At 72.5% G+C, this 15,122-nt stretch carries 20 protein-coding genes; 6 read left to right on the forward strand and 14 right to left on the reverse strand.

The features are described 5' to 3' along the window. Positions 1-290 precede the first annotated feature (290 nt). Entirely contained in the window at positions 291-779 is a 489-nt protein-coding gene (locus ACSNOK_RS20510; protein ID WP_436782184.1) for a Pycsar system effector family protein, read from the forward strand. 88 nt (positions 780-867) lie between these two features. On the opposite strand, the gene ACSNOK_RS20515 is transcribed toward ACSNOK_RS20510, so the two are convergent. Together ACSNOK_RS20515 and ACSNOK_RS20520 are read right to left on the reverse strand one after the other, a co-directional pair. After that, positions 868-1,494 carry a YigZ family protein gene (locus tag ACSNOK_RS20515; protein WP_436782185.1) on the reverse strand — a complete coding sequence of 209 codons (627 nt, stop codon included), beginning with the start codon at positions 1,492-1,494 and terminating at the stop codon, positions 868-870. Between the two features lie 325 nt (positions 1,495-1,819). Then, positions 1,820-2,008, reverse strand: coding sequence for a hypothetical protein (locus tag ACSNOK_RS20520; protein WP_436782186.1), 189 nt, complete (start codon positions 2,006-2,008; stop codon positions 1,820-1,822). A 100-nt stretch (positions 2,009-2,108) separates the two neighbouring features. Between ACSNOK_RS20520 and ACSNOK_RS20525 the strand changes: the two genes are divergently transcribed. Together ACSNOK_RS20525 and ACSNOK_RS20530 are read left to right on the forward strand one after the other, a co-directional pair. Next, positions 2,109-2,759, forward strand: coding sequence for a class I SAM-dependent methyltransferase (locus ACSNOK_RS20525; protein WP_436782187.1), 651 nt, complete (start codon positions 2,109-2,111; stop codon positions 2,757-2,759). Between the two features lie 92 nt (positions 2,760-2,851). Next, a complete protein-coding gene (locus ACSNOK_RS20530; protein ID WP_436782188.1) occupies positions 2,852-3,265 on the forward strand; it encodes a CoA-binding protein in 414 nt (137 codons plus the stop codon). 87 nt (positions 3,266-3,352) lie between these two features. Here the strand turns inward: ACSNOK_RS20530 and ACSNOK_RS20535 are convergent, their stop codons facing one another. From ACSNOK_RS20535 to ACSNOK_RS20550, 4 genes are all read right to left on the reverse strand, one after another. Then, positions 3,353-4,015, reverse strand: a complete 663-nt coding sequence (locus tag ACSNOK_RS20535; protein ID WP_436782189.1) for a class I SAM-dependent methyltransferase — start codon at positions 4,013-4,015, stop codon at positions 3,353-3,355. A gap of 437 nt (positions 4,016-4,452) precedes the next feature. Beyond that, on the reverse strand, positions 4,453-5,301 hold the full coding sequence (locus ACSNOK_RS20540) for a helix-turn-helix domain-containing protein (protein ID WP_436782190.1): 849 nt from the start codon (positions 5,299-5,301) through the stop codon (positions 4,453-4,455). A 14-nt stretch (positions 5,302-5,315) separates the two neighbouring features. Continuing rightward, positions 5,316-5,840: a DUF6879 family protein gene (locus ACSNOK_RS20545; RefSeq protein WP_436782191.1), complete on the reverse strand. Its 525-nt coding sequence runs from the start codon at positions 5,838-5,840 to the stop codon at positions 5,316-5,318. Then, positions 5,812-5,991, reverse strand: coding sequence for a hypothetical protein (locus ACSNOK_RS20550; RefSeq protein WP_436782192.1), 180 nt, complete (start codon positions 5,989-5,991; stop codon positions 5,812-5,814). The genes ACSNOK_RS20545 and ACSNOK_RS20550 overlap by 29 nt, the downstream gene beginning before the upstream one ends. A 278-nt stretch (positions 5,992-6,269) precedes the next feature. Here ACSNOK_RS20550 and ACSNOK_RS20555 point away from each other — a divergent pair, with 278 nt between their 5' ends. Beyond that, positions 6,270-6,773 (forward strand): GNAT family N-acetyltransferase, encoded by a 504-nt coding sequence (locus tag ACSNOK_RS20555; protein ID WP_436782193.1) that lies wholly within the window; start codon positions 6,270-6,272, stop codon positions 6,771-6,773. Positions 6,774-6,790: 17 nt separating this feature from the next. Here ACSNOK_RS20555 and ACSNOK_RS20560 read toward each other — a convergent pair whose 3' ends face one another. Both ACSNOK_RS20560 and ACSNOK_RS20565 read right to left on the reverse strand, forming a co-directional pair. Then, a complete protein-coding gene (locus ACSNOK_RS20560) occupies positions 6,791-7,354 on the reverse strand; it encodes a YbaK/EbsC family protein (protein ID WP_436782203.1) in 564 nt (187 codons plus the stop codon). Positions 7,355-7,385: 31 nt separating this feature from the next. Then, entirely contained in the window at positions 7,386-8,018 is a 633-nt protein-coding gene (locus ACSNOK_RS20565) for a helix-turn-helix domain-containing protein (protein ID WP_436782194.1), read from the reverse strand. Between the two features lie 94 nt (positions 8,019-8,112). On the opposite strand from ACSNOK_RS20565, the gene ACSNOK_RS20570 reads away from it, so the two are divergent. Further along, on the forward strand, positions 8,113-8,973 hold the full coding sequence (locus tag ACSNOK_RS20570; protein ID WP_436782195.1) for an EamA family transporter: 861 nt from the start codon (positions 8,113-8,115) through the stop codon (positions 8,971-8,973). Between the two features lie 141 nt (positions 8,974-9,114). On the opposite strand, the gene ACSNOK_RS20575 is transcribed toward ACSNOK_RS20570, so the two are convergent. The 4 genes from ACSNOK_RS20575 to ACSNOK_RS20590 all read right to left on the reverse strand — a co-directional run bounded on the left by ACSNOK_RS20575 (position 9,115) and on the right by ACSNOK_RS20590 (position 11,788). After that, a complete protein-coding gene (locus ACSNOK_RS20575) occupies positions 9,115-9,822 on the reverse strand; it encodes an acyltransferase (RefSeq protein ID WP_436782196.1) in 708 nt (235 codons plus the stop codon). Between the two features lie 81 nt (positions 9,823-9,903). Then, complete coding sequence (locus ACSNOK_RS20580) at positions 9,904-10,437, reverse strand: gamma carbonic anhydrase family protein (RefSeq protein WP_436782197.1); 534 nt, start codon at positions 10,435-10,437, stop codon at positions 9,904-9,906. A 118-nt stretch (positions 10,438-10,555) separates the two neighbouring features. Continuing rightward, the gene (locus ACSNOK_RS20585) at positions 10,556-11,218 is read right to left on the reverse strand and encodes a DedA family protein (protein WP_436782198.1); all 663 of its coding nucleotides are present in this window, start codon (positions 11,216-11,218) and stop codon (positions 10,556-10,558) included. 114 nt (positions 11,219-11,332) lie between these two features. Further along, entirely contained in the window at positions 11,333-11,788 is a 456-nt protein-coding gene (locus ACSNOK_RS20590) for a DUF4442 domain-containing protein (protein ID WP_436782199.1), read from the reverse strand. Positions 11,789-11,871: 83 nt separating this feature from the next. Between ACSNOK_RS20590 and ACSNOK_RS20595 the strand changes: the two genes are divergently transcribed. Beyond that, the gene (locus ACSNOK_RS20595; RefSeq protein ID WP_436782200.1) at positions 11,872-12,897 is read left to right on the forward strand and encodes a hypothetical protein; all 1,026 of its coding nucleotides are present in this window, start codon (positions 11,872-11,874) and stop codon (positions 12,895-12,897) included. Between the two features lie 115 nt (positions 12,898-13,012). Here the strand turns inward: ACSNOK_RS20595 and ACSNOK_RS20600 are convergent, their stop codons facing one another. Next, complete coding sequence (locus ACSNOK_RS20600) at positions 13,013-13,858, reverse strand: spermidine synthase (RefSeq protein ID WP_436782201.1); 846 nt, start codon at positions 13,856-13,858, stop codon at positions 13,013-13,015. Positions 13,859-13,988: 130 nt separating this feature from the next. Beyond that, positions 13,989-15,122 (reverse strand): GTP-binding protein (locus ACSNOK_RS20605; RefSeq protein ID WP_436782202.1); only part of this gene is annotated, 1,134 nt, incomplete at its 5' end.

Genomic DNA, 15,122 nt, shown 5'->3' on the forward strand with positions numbered 1-15,122 from the left:
CGGCGTCGGCGCCGGGCTCCTCGGCCGGGCCGGGGACGGGCCGTACGGGGGGTGCTGCCACGCGGGCGAGACCGGGCGCGCCCCTTCCGCTCCCTCCACCTCGGCCGACGCCCCGGCACCCGGTTTCACATCCACTCCCACCTCCCGCCCTTGTCGTCCGCCACTTCTCTCGCACAGGCGAAAAACCGCCGCTCTTCGCGGCCTTTCGGTCAGCTTGCCGCTCGGGTCCGTGGAACGCCGGGCGCCGGGGGACGATCAGCCGGAGCCGAGAGGAACGAGGTGGCGTGGCCGTGCCCGAATCCCCCCAGGACACCGCCTGGCGACTGCACTCCGCGCTGTCCGACTGGACGGGCAAGGCGGACGTGAAGGCGTCGTTCGCCCTCACGGTGCAGTCGGCCGTCCTCCTGGTCCTGGGACTGACGGCGGGCGTGGGCCGGGGCTTCGGCCGCACGGGAGGTCTGGCGACGGCGCTGCTGTGGGCGGGGGTCGCGGCGCTTGTGGCCGGCCTGGCCTGCGCAGTCCTGGCGGTCGCCCCGACCCTGCGGGCGGACGTGCCGGGCCCGGCCGAGGAGCGGTTCGTCTACTTCGGCCACCTGCGCCACTGGGAGCCCGGCGCGCTGGAGTACCGGCTCCGTGAGGCGGATCCGCTGCCGGCGCTGAGCCGCGAGCTCGTGGTCATGAGCCGGATCGCCTGGCGCAAACACGTGTACGTGCGCTGGTCCCTCGTCTGCGCCGCGGTCGGCACGGTGGGGGTGGGCGGAGCGGCGGCCCTCACCTGACGGCGGGCCGGGCGGAGGTACGGGCACGGGCCCGCCTCCCGACCGGGGCCGGATCCACCCGTGCGCCGTCGGGGGCCCCGACCGCGCGCTACTCCTCCCCGTACGCCTCGTCGCCGAGCTCGAGCACCGCCGTCCCGGCGGTGGCGTCGGCCAGCCAGGCGCGGAAGGCCTCGACCTCGGAGTCCGGCAGCCCGACCCCGATCGTCACTCCGGCCCCGTACGACACCTCGCGCACCGTGCGCCCCGCCGCTCGGAGCTCGTTCTCCAGCTTCCCGGCACGCTGGTGGTCCACGGTGACGGTGGCGAGCCGGTAACGCCGGCGGGTCACGGTCCCGAGCGTGTCGAGCGCCTCGCCGACCACTCCCCCGTAGGCGCGAATCAGCCCGCCCGCCCCGAGCTTGATCCCGCCGAAGTACCGGGTGACGACCGCGACGACGTACCGCATCTCGCGGCGTACCAACATCTGCAGCATCGGCACTCCGGCCGTACCGCCGGGCTCTCCGTCGTCACTGGCCTTCTGTACCGACCCGTCGGCCCCGAGGACGTAGGCGAAGCAGTTGTGCCGCGCTGTCGGATGCTCCTTGCGCACACGGGCGATGAACGCCTGCGCCTCCTCCTCCGTGGCGGCGGGCGCGAGCGCGCAGATGAAGCGCGACTTGCTGATCTCGATCTCGTGCACACCTTCACGGGCCACGGTGCGGTAAGCGTCCTGCATGGGGCCCTCTCGCGGTAGTCCTGCCTGACCTGCTGAAACAGGCTATACGAGCGCCGAGGCCGCACATCGTGGGAGCCCAGCGGGCGGGCGCCGGCCTCGCCGTGCCGGGTATTCGCCATGGCGGGGCAGAACTTGGCGGCGCCGGAGGGGAGAAGCCGTACATGCCGCCGGTGCCGAGGACGCCTCGACGATCGCCACGGCCTGGCCACCGGTTCCCTGGAGCTCCATAAGCCGTGACCACAAACGGGACGTGGGCGGGCCCGACGGTACGCGACCCGCCGGCGCCCTCACCGGCCACACCCTCACCCTCCTCCCATGAGGACGCCTACCCGCCGCCGCCCTCTCCCCGGCCGGACGTTCCGCGGCGCCGGACCGCCCGGAGCCAGCGCGCCCGCAGCTCCTCGTACACCCTCCGCTCGGCGGGGGTCAGCGGCCGGTCGCGGTCGGCGAGGAACGCCCGGATGGCGCGGTTGATCTCCTCGGCGGAGCACGGCGGATCCGAGGCGTCGGACATGCGCCCAGCCTAATATCGGGCTCCGGCACGCCCGCCCCGCCCGGCGCCCGGTGGGCCCTCCTCGCCCCCGCCTCGGCGGCGGAGACTACTGTCGGCCGACATGACCGGACACGAGGCCCTCCACACCACCCGCGAGGCGTACGACGCCGCCGCCGACACCTATGCGCGGCTGTTCCGCGACGCGCTGCGCGACAGCCCCCTGGACCGCGCGATCCTGGGCGCCTTCGCCGAGTTCGTGCGGGCGGGCGGCAACCGCCGGGTCGCCGACCTGGGGTGCGGACCGGGCCATGTCACCGCCTGGCTGGACGGACTGGGGCTGGAGGCATCCGGTGTCGACGCCTCTCCCGCGATGATCGAGCTGGCCCGGCAGGCCTATCCGTCCCTGCGGTTCGAGGTGGGTTCGATGGCCGAACTGGACATCGCCGACAGTACGCTCGGCGGCGTGCTCTCGCGCTGGTCCGTCATCCACACTCCACCGGCGGAACTCCCGCGCATCCTGCTGGAGTTCCACCGCGTACTGGCGCCCGGAGGCCACCTGCTGATCGGCTTCTGGGCCAACGAAGGCCCGTCTTCCCCGGTGACACAAGCCTTCGACCACGCGGTCGCGCCGGCCTACCGGTGGTCTCCCGACCACCTCGCCGGCCTGCTGCGCGAGGCCGGCCTGGCCGAAGCGGCCCGGATGGTCCGCGAGCCGCGGCCCACCGACCGGCGGCAGTTCCAGGAGGTACACCTGCTCGCCCGCAAGGCTTAAAAGGAAACCCGCCGGGGCGGGTGCAAGCCTCCGGCCACCGGCGCCCCTCGCGCGACCGGGAATGCGCACCCCCCACCACTCGTTGACCGGACATGTACGCGGAACCGGGCATCATCGAAAAGATCCTCCGGCAGAGTGGCGACACCTGGGCGGTCGTCGGCCTCTCCGGCAACACCCACCGCGCCGCCTACGGCGTGGCCGAGGTCCTGCGGCGCCACGGCAAGCGCGTGGTGCCGGTGCACCCCAAAGCGGAGACCGTCGCCGGGGAGCAGGGGTACGCGTCCCTGTCCGACGTGCCGTTCCCCGTGGACGTCGTGGACGTCTTCGTACGCTCCGAGCTCGCCGGGACTGTCGCGGACGAGGCCGTGGCGGTCGGCGCCAAGGCGGTCTGGTTCCAACTGGGCGTCGTGGACGAGCAGGCGTACGACCGCACCCGCGCGGCGGGCCTGGACATGGTCATGGACCGATGCCCGGCGATCGAACTCGAGTCCCTGGGTTATCGCTAGCCCGATGCCCGGAGGCGCGGGCCTCCGGGCACGTGAGCGCATGGCCCGCCCGCGCACTGCGGCAGGAGCGCCAGGGCGGGAAAGCGATCACTTCGCCACAGCCCGCACGATCAGCGTGCCGATGTGGCCCGGTTGCGGAGCTTCGATGATCTTTGCCTCGACTTCCGCGAAGCCGGCGCTGAGGACGAGGTTTCGCCACTTTCGGGGCGTGTAGCTGTACCGATAGGTGTACAGGGCCCTCCCTGCGAACCCGCCCTTGTACATCCCCTGAGGGCCGTAGGCACCCGGGATCGCCGGCGGGTGGGAGAAGACGAGGACTCCCCCGGGACGCAGGCGCGAGGCGATCAGTGGGAGCAGTTTGGCCGGGTCGGTGAACCAGACGGCTCCGAAGATCGAGTAGACGGCGTCGTAGGTCTCCGTGCTCGTGCTCAGGTGTTCCAGCACCTCGGCGCAGACGAACCGCACTCCCAGCGGTCCCCAGCGTTGCGAAGTCTGCGCGACCATGACCGGTGAGAGATCGACGCCCGTTGCCTTGACGCCCTGCTGGGCGAGATAAGCCAGGGCACGCCCCGTGCCGCATCCGATCTCCAGAACGGTCTCCGGGCTGCCGAGCAACTCGGGGCCCGGCCCGTGGCCGGTGTACTGCGTCCAGCGGAAAACAGGCTCGGAGTCGGACACGTCCCCCTTGGTGCTTCGAGCGTAGGTGTCCCACAGTTCGCGCTCTGCGTCGATGTCGTGCTGTGCAGGCAACTGGCTTCCTTCGTGGTGGGAGTGATGCGCCATTGCCCCCACCCGCCAGAGAACAGGGACAGGGGCAGGCACTGCTGCGAACGGCGACGCTGTCGCGGAGCAGGAGCCGCACCTCGCGCTCCCACAGGTCGGGCACGCCGACGTCCGTGACGAGTTGGGGCACGCGCTCCCCCACTTGGTTGAGGATGAGGCGCGGATCACGGGTCCGCGTCCGGACTGCTGTGCTCATAGTGCGGTCTCCTCCTGCTCGGGAAGGTTGCTGCACTTGCCGACCCGCCCGGGCACAACCGGCCGGCCTGGGCCGCGACCGGGGCGGGGTTTCACTCCGCGCGCACGACCATCTCGACACTGATCCGGTGCGGCGAAGCCTCTCGTGGAGCGACGCTAGGAGCGGCTGGGCCTTGTCCTCAACGAAGTTCTACGGAATTCCACGCCGGTCACCCCAACGCGTCAACTGCGGAAGTGATCAGTGAGCGAGCCTCCGCCCCGTGGACGGCGAGCCGCGCGTACCCGCCGAACGCCTTCGAATATTGGCGCACCTCGAAAGGAGCGGTGACGTTCACCTGGGCCGTCAGTAGTTCGACCTGGGCCTGCTCGTCGTCGTACACGCTGAACGTTTCGATCATCCACATCCGCCGCTCGGCGGAGAAGGGGATCACTCCCAAGGAGACGGACGGAAACGCCATCACGGACAGCAGGTAGCCGAGTTGCCCGGCCATCGTCGCCGCGTCACCCACGCGGTGCCGCAGCACCGCCTCCTCGACGAGGAGGGCGAAACGGTGGTTCCCCTCGCGTATCACATGGGAGCGCGCCAGACGGGCGGCCACGGCTTCGGAAACGTCGTCCGGTGTCTCACGGAACTCGGTGATGGACGACAGCAACGCGCGGGCGTACGCCTCGGTCTGCAGCAGGCCGGGGATGACGTTGGAACAGTAGATCCGGAACACCCGGGTGCGCTCGAAGAGCGGAACGTAGGACTCCTGGAGCCTGCGCAACCCAGTGCGCTGCAAGCGCCGCCATTCGACGTAGGCGTTGTCCGCGTTACGCGATGCGGCGATGATGTCCGCGGCTTGGTCTTCCGCACCGCAGGCCCGGCACCAAGCGCGGATGTCGTCGTCACTGGGCGGGGTGGTCGCGTTCTCAAGGCGCGAGACCTTGGACGCGTACCACCCCGTCCGCTCCGCGACATCCTTCGCGTACAACCCCGCATCCCGGCGGATCTCGCGCAGTCGGTCGGCGACGGCTTTGCGTGCGGCCTCGACCCTCGAAGAGGGAGAAACGGGCATGCGCGCTGGGGTCGTCAGATCCGGTAGTCCTCGTGGGGCGTCGCCCTCTCCCACACGGCCTCGAAGGCGTTCGTGCAGAGCTTCGCGACGCTCGGCTCGTCGGTCACCTCATCGTCAAGGTAGGCGCCCTCGCCGGAGAAGTATCCGAAGCGGACCAACCGCTCGTCGAAGACCCAGAAGTCGTTGCCCGGCAGCGCAAGGTCCGACGCCTTCCGGCGGGAAAGCCAACGGATCGACTCCCCTGCCGCGATATTGGTGAAGGTGCCGTCGTACAGGTACTTCGTGTACTCGCTCACCGGCTCCGAGACGATCCTGGCACGACGGATCACGACGCCCCTGCCCACGGCCGCCGACACCATGTCCAGCCAAGGCCGCCACCAAGAGGCGCGGTCGTCCGGGTCGTGCCGGTGACCGGCCTTCCACGCCGCGACGCGCGGAGCCTCGTCAGGGTCGTCGTAGAAGTCCCGCATCTCAAGGTGGACCGCCGACCGCTTGCAGCTTGCCAGCAGCTCATCGAACGGCGGCGCGCTCCGCCACATCACATGCCTCCCGAATCGCGGCCACGATGCTGAACGGCAACCGGACGATCGCCTCGTAATCAGGGATGGGACCGGACTTCGAGCACTCGTCCTGCGTCTTCTCGTCGGCCTTCCGGCCTTGGAACACGAGTTCCCGCGACTCCTCGTCCACCCACACCGTGGGACAGTTCGCCCCATCCGTCTCAGGATCCTTCGAGATGAACCGTAGCGCCATGACTGCCTCCGAGGAGTGGCGAGTTCTACAACCTTCCGCGACTTTCACCCCGGATAGCAGTGCGTCAAGGATGCCTCGTCGGGAGTGCGCCGGAGAAGGTGTCCACTACGACGCAGAAGCTCGGTTTTCGCAGCGCCGAGGCGCCGTGGCACTCCGGCGCGACGTCGACGGGAGCCGGTTCTCCCGGGGCGGAAGGCTGCCGTTAACGTCGGTCCATGATCGAGACACGGGTGGCCCGTCCGGAAGACGCGGCCGAGATAGTCAGGTTGCGGCGTCTGATGTTCGCCGCCATGGACGGTCACGACTCCCCCGGGGAGTGGGAGCGGACGGCGGAGGGGATCCTGCGCGAGCGGTTGGCCGTGCCGGTTCCGGAGCTTGGGGCGTATGTCGTGGACGGAGACGCCGGCGTGGGGACGCCGCATCTGGCCGCGTGTGCCGTCGGGACGGTGGAGCAGCGGCTGCCGGCGCCCGGGCACCCGACCGGGCGGTTCGGGTTCGTCTTCAACGTCTGCACCGACGACCGGTACCGGGGGCGGGGGTTCGGGCGGGCGACGACGGAGGCGCTGCTCGGCTGGTTCGCGGCGCGCGGCGTCACGCGCGTGGATCTGCACGCGACGGCGGACGCCGAACGGCTCTACCGTTCGCTCGGGTTCGCCGAGCACTCGACGGCGCTCTCCCTCGACGTATCGACCCCGTCCCTCCCCCTCCCCGGCCGCTGAGCGCGGCGGGGCCGGGATCAGGCGGGGACGGCCAGCCCCTCCAGCACCGTGACGCCCGGGAGTTCGGCGAGCGCCCGGCCGGGGGCGATGAGCTTGCCGCGCCGGCTGCCGCTGCCGATGAGGACGTACGGTGTCTCGACGACCGCCGCGTCGATCAGCAGCGGCCAGTCGGCGGGCAGTCCGATCGGCGTGATGCCGCCGTACTCCATGCCGGTGGCCTCCAGGGCGGTGTCCATGGGCGCGAAGGAGACCTTGCGCGCGCCGAGGTGCCGTCGGACGGTGCCGTTGACGTCCACGCGGGTGTGGCCGAGGGCGACGCAGGCGGCGAGGCTGGTGACCCCGCCGCGCTTGGCGGCCACGACGACGCAGTTGGCGGACTGTTCCAGCAGCCAGGGGCCGTGGTTCTCCACCAGCACGGCGGTGTCGGCGATTTCGGGTGCCGTGTCCACGTGCAGCACCGGCTCGACGGCGGCGGCGCCGGCCGGGTCGGCGAAGGGCCGGGCGCGGAGGGCCGCGGCGACGGGCGGCACCAGCAGGTCCATCCGCTCCGACGCGGGCCGTACGTCGTCGAACGCGTCCATGGGGGTCCGTTGCGTGATCATGTCGGCCACGCTAACAGCCCTCTCGGGAGGGGCGGGTGGAGTTCCGGCGCACGGACTTCACGGACTGCGGAGGCTGTACGGGCGGCACCGCCACCACCATCGTCATCGTGACGGGCTCGGTCCCGTCGTTGCGATAGGCGTGCCGGACGTCCGCCTCGAACGCCGCCGCCGTTCCGGCGGGGACGGTGTGCTCCTCCCCCTCGACGACGAGGGTGAGCTCTCCGGAGGTCACGCGGAGCAGTTCGACGGTCCCGGCGGGATGCGGGTCCGAGGTGCTGCCGTCACCGGGCTCGACCCGCCAGTCCCACAGCTCCAGCGGTCCGGGGCTCTCGGCGCCGATCAGCAGGGACGTGTGGCTCCCGGCCTCGGTGGACCACATCTGCACGGCCTCGTCCTCCGGGACCAGCCGGACGCGCGGGCCGTGTTCGTAGTCGAGCAGCGTGGTGATGCTGATGCCGAGGGCGTCGGCGAGCTTGACGGTGGTGCCGACGCTGGGGTTGGTCCGCGCCTGCTCTATCTGGATGATCATGCCGCGGCTCACCCCGGAGCGGGCCGCCAGGGCGTCGAGGGTGAAGTTCCGCTCGGCGCGCCAGTGTTTGAGGTTCCGGGCGAGCGACTGCGTGAGCTGGTCGAGGTCCGTCACTATCCATCCAATATGTTCGATGACACGGTGCAGTGCGGTGAACTAGTGTGTGCCGATCGCGCCATTCACTGTACTGCACTGTGAGGTTCACCCCATGACACCGATCTTCGCCCTGGCCACCAGCTTTCTGTGGGGGCTGGCCGACTTCGGCGGCGGCCTGCTCACCCGGCGGATCCCGGCCCTGACCGTGGTCGTGGTCTCGCAGATACTGGCCCTCACGGCGCTGGGGACGATCGTCGTCGCGACCGGCGGCTGGTCCGAGGCCGGCCCCCGGCTGTGGTTCGCGGTGGCCGCGGGGGTGATCGGCCCGGTGGCGATGCTCTTCTTCTACCGGGCGCTGGCGCTCGGCCCGATGGGCGTCGTCGCCCCCGTCGCCGCGCTCGGCGGCGTCCTCGTGCCGCTCGGCGTCGGCCTGGCGGCCGGCGAGCGGCCCGGGATGCTCCAGGTCACGGGCATCGTGGTCGCCGTGGCCGGCGTGGTCCTGGCGAGCGGGCCGGGCGGCGGCGCGGTGCGCCGGCAGACCCTGTTCCTCACGCTCGTCGCCGCGTTCGGCTTCGGCGCGGTGATGGCCCTGGTCGCCGAGGCCTCGCACACCCTGACCGGCCTGTTCCTGGCGCTGTTCGTCCAGCGGCTGTGCAACGTCCTCGTCGGCGGCGGCGCCCTGCTCGTCTCCGCGCGGCGCGGCGGCGCCGTACTGCCGGAGGGCGGACGGAGCGCCCTGCTGCCCGCCCTGCCCGCGCTGGCCTTCGTCGGGCTGGCCGACGTGGCCGCCAACGGCACCTACAGCCTGGCCGCCCACAGCGGCCCGGTCACCGTCGCGGCCGTCCTCGCCTCGCTCTACCCCGTGGTCACCGCGCTGACCGCGCGTGGCGTCCTCAACGAGCGCCTGCGCTCGGTGCAGGCGTCCGGCGCCGGGCTGGCACTGGTCGGCACGGTGCTGCTGGCGACGGGCTGAGCGGCGCCGGGGGGCGTCCGGCGGGTGCGCCGGAGAAGCGCGTTCCCACAACCGGGAAACGCTTCGTGAGGGCGCGTCCCGGCGCGCCCTCACCCCCGCTCCGAAAGGACCCATACCCCGGCCCTCCCGCCGGGTCCTCCCTCATGGCTCCGTCGTCTCGCGCTCCGGTACGGGCCGCAACGGCGGCGTCCAGCCCCGTTCCTCGTCCCACCGCCGGACGACCTTGGCCGGCACGCCGGCCACCACCGCGTGGTCCGGGACCTCCCCCCGGACCACGGCCCCGGCCGCCACCACGACGTTCCGCCCCAGCCGCGCCCCGGGCAGGATCACCGCGCCCGCGCCCAGCCAGCTGCCCGAGCCGATCACCACCGGCGCGCTGCGCGGCCACTGCCGTCCTATGGGCTGCCCGGGGTCCTCGTACGAGTGGTTGTCGCTCGTCACATAGACGTACGGGCCACAGAAGACGTCGTCCCCGATGGTCACCTCCCGCGAGGCGATCACATGGCTCCCCCGGCCGAGCACCACCCCGTTGCCCAGCCGCAGCAGCGGGTCGGGGCCGAGATCCATGCCGGGCACCATGCCGACGGTGAGCGTGACCTGTTCGCCGATGATGCAGTGGTCGCCGATATCGATCCACTGCTCCCCGAACACGGTTCCCAGGGGGAACGCGAGACGCGTGTGATCCCCGATCCGCCGGAAGCGGTACGGGCCCGGGCGCTCCGCGGTCACCGCGCCCTGATCCCGCACCCAGCGCCAGCCGCGGTGGACCGCGCGCGAGACGGCACGGCGCCGCCAGGCCCCGAGGGCCGCGACGGCGCCGGACGAGAACGTGTTTCGATACTTCGGCACCCGCCCACCGTACTCAGCCCGCCCCCCGGCGGCCGGGGCCACACCTGTGATCTTGCCCCTACCCGGGCTGTCGGGCAGGGCTCAGCCGCCCAGCGCCTCGCGGTGGGTCTTCGCCAGTTCCACGTAGAGGACGGCGTTGATCCGGATGTGTTCGCGCTCCTCGTCGGTCAGCTCGCGGCGGACCTTGGCCGGGACGCCGGCCACCAGGGAGCCCGGGGGGACCCGCATGCCCTGCGGGACGAGGGCGTGGGCGGCGACGAGGGAGCCGGCGCCGATGTGGGCGCCGTTGAGGACGGTGGCGCCCATGCCGACGAGGACGTCGTCCTCGACGGTGCAGCCGTGCAGGACGGCGTTGTGGCCGACGGTCACGCGCTCGCCGATGGCGACGGGGAAGCCGGGGTCCACGTGGACGGTGCAGTTGTCCTGGATGTTGCTGTCGGCGCCCAGGGTGATGGGGCCGCAGTCGGCGCGCAGGACGGCGTGGTACCAGACGCCGGAACCGGGGGCGAGGGTGACGTCGCCCAGGACGACGGACGTGGGGGCGGTGAACGCCGCCGGGTCGACCGTCGGCTCCTTGCCGCCCACCGCGTGGATCAGCGCCCGTTCCGTCGTCATGGTCCGCTCCTCGTCGCCGCCGTCACCCGCACCGTAGGCCAACGGCCCCGGCGCCTGGAGGCGTCGGGGCCGGATGGGGTGAAGATCACAGGGAGCCGCCGGGAGCGGCGCGGGCGGGTCAGTCGCCGGCCGGGACCGCCTCGGGCCGCTCGGCGGCCGGGGCCGCCTCGCTCTCGGCCTTGGCCTTCTTGGCCTTGATCCGCATGACGACGAAGGAGCCCACGCCGAACAGCACCGCGGCCAGCAGGCCCACCCAGGAGAACTTGCCGATCCACTCCTCGGCCGCCTTGCCCACCGTGTAGATGAGGGCGACGGTGCCGCCGGCCCAGACGATGCCGCCGAGGACGTTGGCGATGAGGAACTTCCAGTACGGCATGTGCAGCACACCCGCCAGCGGACCGGCGAAGATGCGCAGCAGGGCGATGAAGCGGCCGACGAAGACGGCCCACATGCCCCACTTCTGGAAGGAGCGCTCGGCGGTGGCGACGTGGTGCGGGCCGAAGTGCTTGGGGAACTTGCGGCCGAGCCACTCCAGCAGCGGCTTGCCGCCCTTGCGGCCGATCAGATAGCCGATCGAGTCGCCGATGATGGCGCCGGCGACCGCGCAGGCGCCGAGGATGTAGGGGTTGATGTGGTCCTGGGTGGCGGCCATCAGCGTGGCGCTCACGAGGACGATCTCACCGGGAAGCGGGATGCCCAGGCTCTCCAGCCCGATGACCCCGCCCACCAGCAGGTAGACGGCGACCGCCGGCACCGATTCGAGCCACTCCTGGATGTGCAACGCCGGTTCCTCCCCGGTTGACGAACTGTTCCCGGCGTACGCCGCGACGGCGCACGCCGGGAAGCCTACTGGAGGTAAGGACTCATCTCCGGGGCGAGCGGTTGAGGGGAACGGCTATTTGTTCGGGCGCAGCGTCCACACAACGGACATCTCGCCCGTTTCCGCCCCGTCCTCGCGGGTGATGGAGATCCGCACCGGGAATTCGGGGCGCCCGCCGGCGTCCAGCTCGGCGAGCACCTCGGCGGCCGGCCGGCCGAGGACGGCGGTGGCGGTGACCTCGCCCGTGGCGATCTTCTTGAAGTCGATCTCCGCCCGGACCGGGAGCGGCGTCATCCGCGACAGGTGGTCGCCGAACGCGGCCAGGACGATCGCCCCGCTCGCCGACTCGGCGAGGGTGAACATGGCGCCGGCGTGCGGGCCGCCCACGTGGTTCCGGTACTCCGGCTGGTCCGGCAGGCGCAGCACCGCACGCTCGGGGGTCGTCACCTCGTAGACGAGGTTGAGGGTGCGGACCATGGGGACGGTGGCCGCGAGCAGATCGCCGATCGAGGGCTGGGTCGTGTCAGACATGAGGCGAAGTTACCAGCCGGTAAGGGCCGGGGGAAAGGGTCGGCGATCATACCGGCCGCCCCGGCCCCTTATGGTTGTCGGCCATGTGGCCAGGACAGCAGCCCGCCAACGGGGGCGAGCAGAACCCGCAGCAGCCGAACCCGTACCAGCAGCCGGGGTACCAGCAGCCCAATCCGTACCAGCAGCCCGGCTATCCGCAGCAGAACCCCTACGCGCAGCCGGGCGGAACCGGCCCCGGGCAGCCCGGCGGGCCGCAGTGGCAGACGCCTCCGCCGCCGCAGTCCCCGCCGGGTGCCCCGGCGCCGTCGGGCGGGGGCGGGGGCGGCGGCCGGCGCACCACCGTCATCGCGGTGACGGCCGCCCTGGCCGTGGTGGCGGCCGCGGTGGTCACCGGCTTCGTGGTGCTGAAGGACGACGACGAGAAGACCTCCGCGCACGAGGACCCCAAGCCGCCGGCCTCGGCGTCGGCGTCCCCGTCCGCGAGCGCGTCCCCCAGCGGCTCCGCCGCTCCCGGTCCGACGGGTGGCGGGCGCGGGGACGACGACGGGGTCAAGGCGGTGGTCGACGGCTGGAAGCCCGTCGTCAGCGTCAAGCGGATGGCGGTGTTCGACGTCCCGCCGGACTGGAAGGTGCAGCCCGGGATGTCGTCCGGGTTCACGGACGACAAGGGCCGGGCGGTGGCCAGTATGAGCTCCGTCGCCGGCTACAAGGACGGCGCGTGCCGCGCCGGCAACAGCCTGGGCGGCGCCGGGACCAAGGGCGCGCAGGGCGCGAAGAGCGAGGCCGAGGCCGCCGAGACCGAGGCCCTCAACTGGGTGTGGGCCGCCTTCGACCAGAAGAAGACCGGCCGTTTCGCGAGGACCAAGGCCCAGCCCTTCACCAGTGAGCACGGCGTCAGCGGCTACTCCTCGTCGGCCACGGTGACCGGGGTCGCGAAGTCCGAGGCCTGCGCGACGGACGGCAAGGCGTTCACCATGACGTTCAAGAACAAGGAGAACGACCTCGTCACCTGGGTGCTGTACGCGGCCAAGGGCGTCAAGGACGAGCTGCCGGACGACGTCGTCAAGAAGATCATGAGTTCGCTGCGCCCCTTGCCGTCCGCCTCCTGACGGACTCCGGCGGGCGGATTCCGGCGGGCGGACTCCGGCGGGCGAACTCCGGCGGACGGATTCCGGCGGACGGACCGTACTTGACCGGACGCGACCGGTCCGGCGGGGCGCCGCGTCACCCGATCCCGAACGCCCCGCCCGGCGGTTCCGGCGAGCCGACCGCCTCCGCGTCGCCCACCGGGACCGCCCCCGCCGCGAAGCGCGCCAGGTCCTCGCCGTGGGTGACCCGCGCGGGGAAGGCGTCCCCGGCGGCGCGCCGCGCCAGGGCGTCCAGCGGCAGCTCCGCGGTGGAGGCGACGAGGACCGCGTTGCCGAACCGGCGGCCGCGCAGCACCGACGCCTCCGCGATCAGGCACAGCCGCGGGAAGACCGCCGCGAACGTCGCGATCTGCGACCGCAGGAAGCCGAACGGCGCGCCGTCGGCCAGGTTGGCCGCGTACCGGCCGCCGGGACGGAGCACCCGGGCGGCCGAGCGGGCGTACTCGACGGAGGTCAGGTGCGCGGGCACCCGCGAACCGCCGAAGACATCGGCGACGATCACGTCCGCCGAGGCGTCGGCGGCCTCCTCCAGCGCGGCCCGCGCGTCCTGGGCGCGGACGGTGACGCCCGAGTCCGCGGGCAGCGGCAGGTGTTCGGCCACGAGCCCGACGATGCCCCGGTCGGCCTCCACGACCAGTTGCCGGGAGCCCGGCCGGGTGGCCGCCGTGTACCTCGGCAGGGTGAGGGCACCGCCGCCGAGGTGCAGGACGTCGAGCGGGCGGCCCGGCTCGGCCGCCGTGTCGAGGACGTGCCCGATCCGCCGCGCGTACTCGAACTCCAAGTGCGCGGGGTCCCCCAGGTCGACGTAGGACTGGGGCGCGCCGTCGACCGTCAGCAGCCAGGCGCGCTCACAGTCGACGTCGGGCAGCAGCTTGGCGGTGCCGCCGTCGACGTCGCGGGTCACGGGTATCGGTTCGTCCACGGCACCATTGTCGCCGAGCGCCGGCGGCTCCGGTGCGGCCTTCTACCGCTCCGAGACCGCCGGGGCCGCCGGGACTCCTGGGACAGCCCGGGACCATCGGGGCATCGTCCGCGGCCGTCGGAGGCGGGTATCACCCCTCCGTGACGGTGGCGGTGACCGTTCCCGTGCCGATGGTGCGTCCGCCTTCGCGGACGGCGAAGGCGAGTCCGGGCCGGAGCGCGGCCCGGCGGTCGAGGGCGGCGGTCACGTCGACCGTCTCGCCCGGGCGGGCGAAGCCGCGCGGGCCGAGGTCGAGCCGGCCGGGCAGCGCCGCCGTACGGAAGTGGAACCGGGCCCGGGCCCCGGTGACGAGGGGCGTACGCCGGCCGCCGGCCGCCGGCGACAGCAGCCGCAGCCGGGCGGAGAAGCGACGGTGCGTGGTGACGCTGCCCGGCGCGACGACAAGGTCCCCGCGCCGTACCTCGTGCCCCCGCTCCCCGCGGAGCACCAACGCGACCCGGTCGCCCGCCCAGACAGTCTCCAGCGGCCGTCCGAAACTCTCCAGCCGCGTGACGTCCGCTCGCACCGACGCCTCCGGGATCTCGACCGGGTCGCGGAGGCACACACCGCCGCGTTCGACAGTGCCGGTGACGACGGCACCGAACCCGCGCAGGAGCACCACCCGTTCCACGGGCAGCAGGAACGGCGCGTCCACGGCCCGTGGCGGGTCGGGAAGGCAGGTGTCGAGGGCGTCGAGCAACGCCTCGACGGTGGCGGTCGCGCGGGGGTCGCCAGCCAGGGCGCCGAGGGCGGCGACCCGGACGACCGGAGTCAGCTCTCCCGGGAAGCCGTGCACGGAGAGCAGGTCGCGGACCCGGAGCTCGGTGAGGGCGGTCAGTTCGGGCTGGGCGGCGTCGGCCTTGGTCAGCGCCACGACCAGGTGCTCCACACCCATGTGGCGGGCCAGCAGGACGTGTTCGACGGTCTGCGGCCCGACGCCGTCGACGGCCGAGACGACGAGGACCGCCCCGTCGAGCCGGGACAGCCCCGCGATCACCCGGGCGACGCGGTCGGCGCGACCCGGCAGGTCGGTGTGCGTGTAGTGGCGGAAATCGGTCTCGTATTCCAGGTGTTCGCGTTCCGGGTGTACATGGTCCAGATGTTCACCGTCCAGGGGGTCATGGCCGAACCGTGCGTCGCCCGGGCGCGCGCGGCGGCCTTCGCCGCGGGCCTCGTCCGGCGTCCGGTCGAGGCCGGCGACGGGTCCGGGGGCGGGTGCCGGGGC

The sequence above is a fragment of the Streptomyces sp. URMC 126 genome, assembly GCF_051386555.1.
Lineage (GTDB): Bacteria > Actinomycetota > Actinomycetes > Streptomycetales > Streptomycetaceae > Streptomyces.

Coding starts and splice junctions, on each gene's coding strand:
- ACSNOK_RS20515 (WP_436782185.1), bottom strand. CDS start 1,494: ATGCAGGACGCTTACCGCACCGTGGCCCGTGAAGGTGTGCACGAGATC.
- ACSNOK_RS20520 (WP_436782186.1), bottom strand. CDS start 2,008: ATGTCCGACGCCTCGGATCCGCCGTGCTCCGCCGAGGAGATCAACCGC.
- ACSNOK_RS20525 (WP_436782187.1), top strand. CDS start 2,109: ATGACCGGACACGAGGCCCTCCACACCACCCGCGAGGCGTACGACGCC.
- ACSNOK_RS20530 (WP_436782188.1), top strand. CDS start 2,852: ATGTACGCGGAACCGGGCATCATCGAAAAGATCCTCCGGCAGAGTGGC.
- ACSNOK_RS20540 (WP_436782190.1), bottom strand. CDS start 5,301: ATGCCCGTTTCTCCCTCTTCGAGGGTCGAGGCCGCACGCAAAGCCGTC.
- ACSNOK_RS20545 (WP_436782191.1), bottom strand. CDS start 5,840: ATGTGGCGGAGCGCGCCGCCGTTCGATGAGCTGCTGGCAAGCTGCAAG.
- ACSNOK_RS20555 (WP_436782193.1), top strand. CDS start 6,270: ATGATCGAGACACGGGTGGCCCGTCCGGAAGACGCGGCCGAGATAGTC.
- ACSNOK_RS20560 (WP_436782203.1), bottom strand. CDS start 7,354: ATGGACGCGTTCGACGACGTACGGCCCGCGTCGGAGCGGATGGACCTG.
- ACSNOK_RS20570 (WP_436782195.1), top strand. CDS start 8,113: ATGACACCGATCTTCGCCCTGGCCACCAGCTTTCTGTGGGGGCTGGCC.
- ACSNOK_RS20580 (WP_436782197.1), bottom strand. CDS start 10,437: ATGACGACGGAACGGGCGCTGATCCACGCGGTGGGCGGCAAGGAGCCG.
- ACSNOK_RS20590 (WP_436782199.1), bottom strand. CDS start 11,788: ATGTCTGACACGACCCAGCCCTCGATCGGCGATCTGCTCGCGGCCACC.
- ACSNOK_RS20595 (WP_436782200.1), top strand. CDS start 11,872: ATGTGGCCAGGACAGCAGCCCGCCAACGGGGGCGAGCAGAACCCGCAG.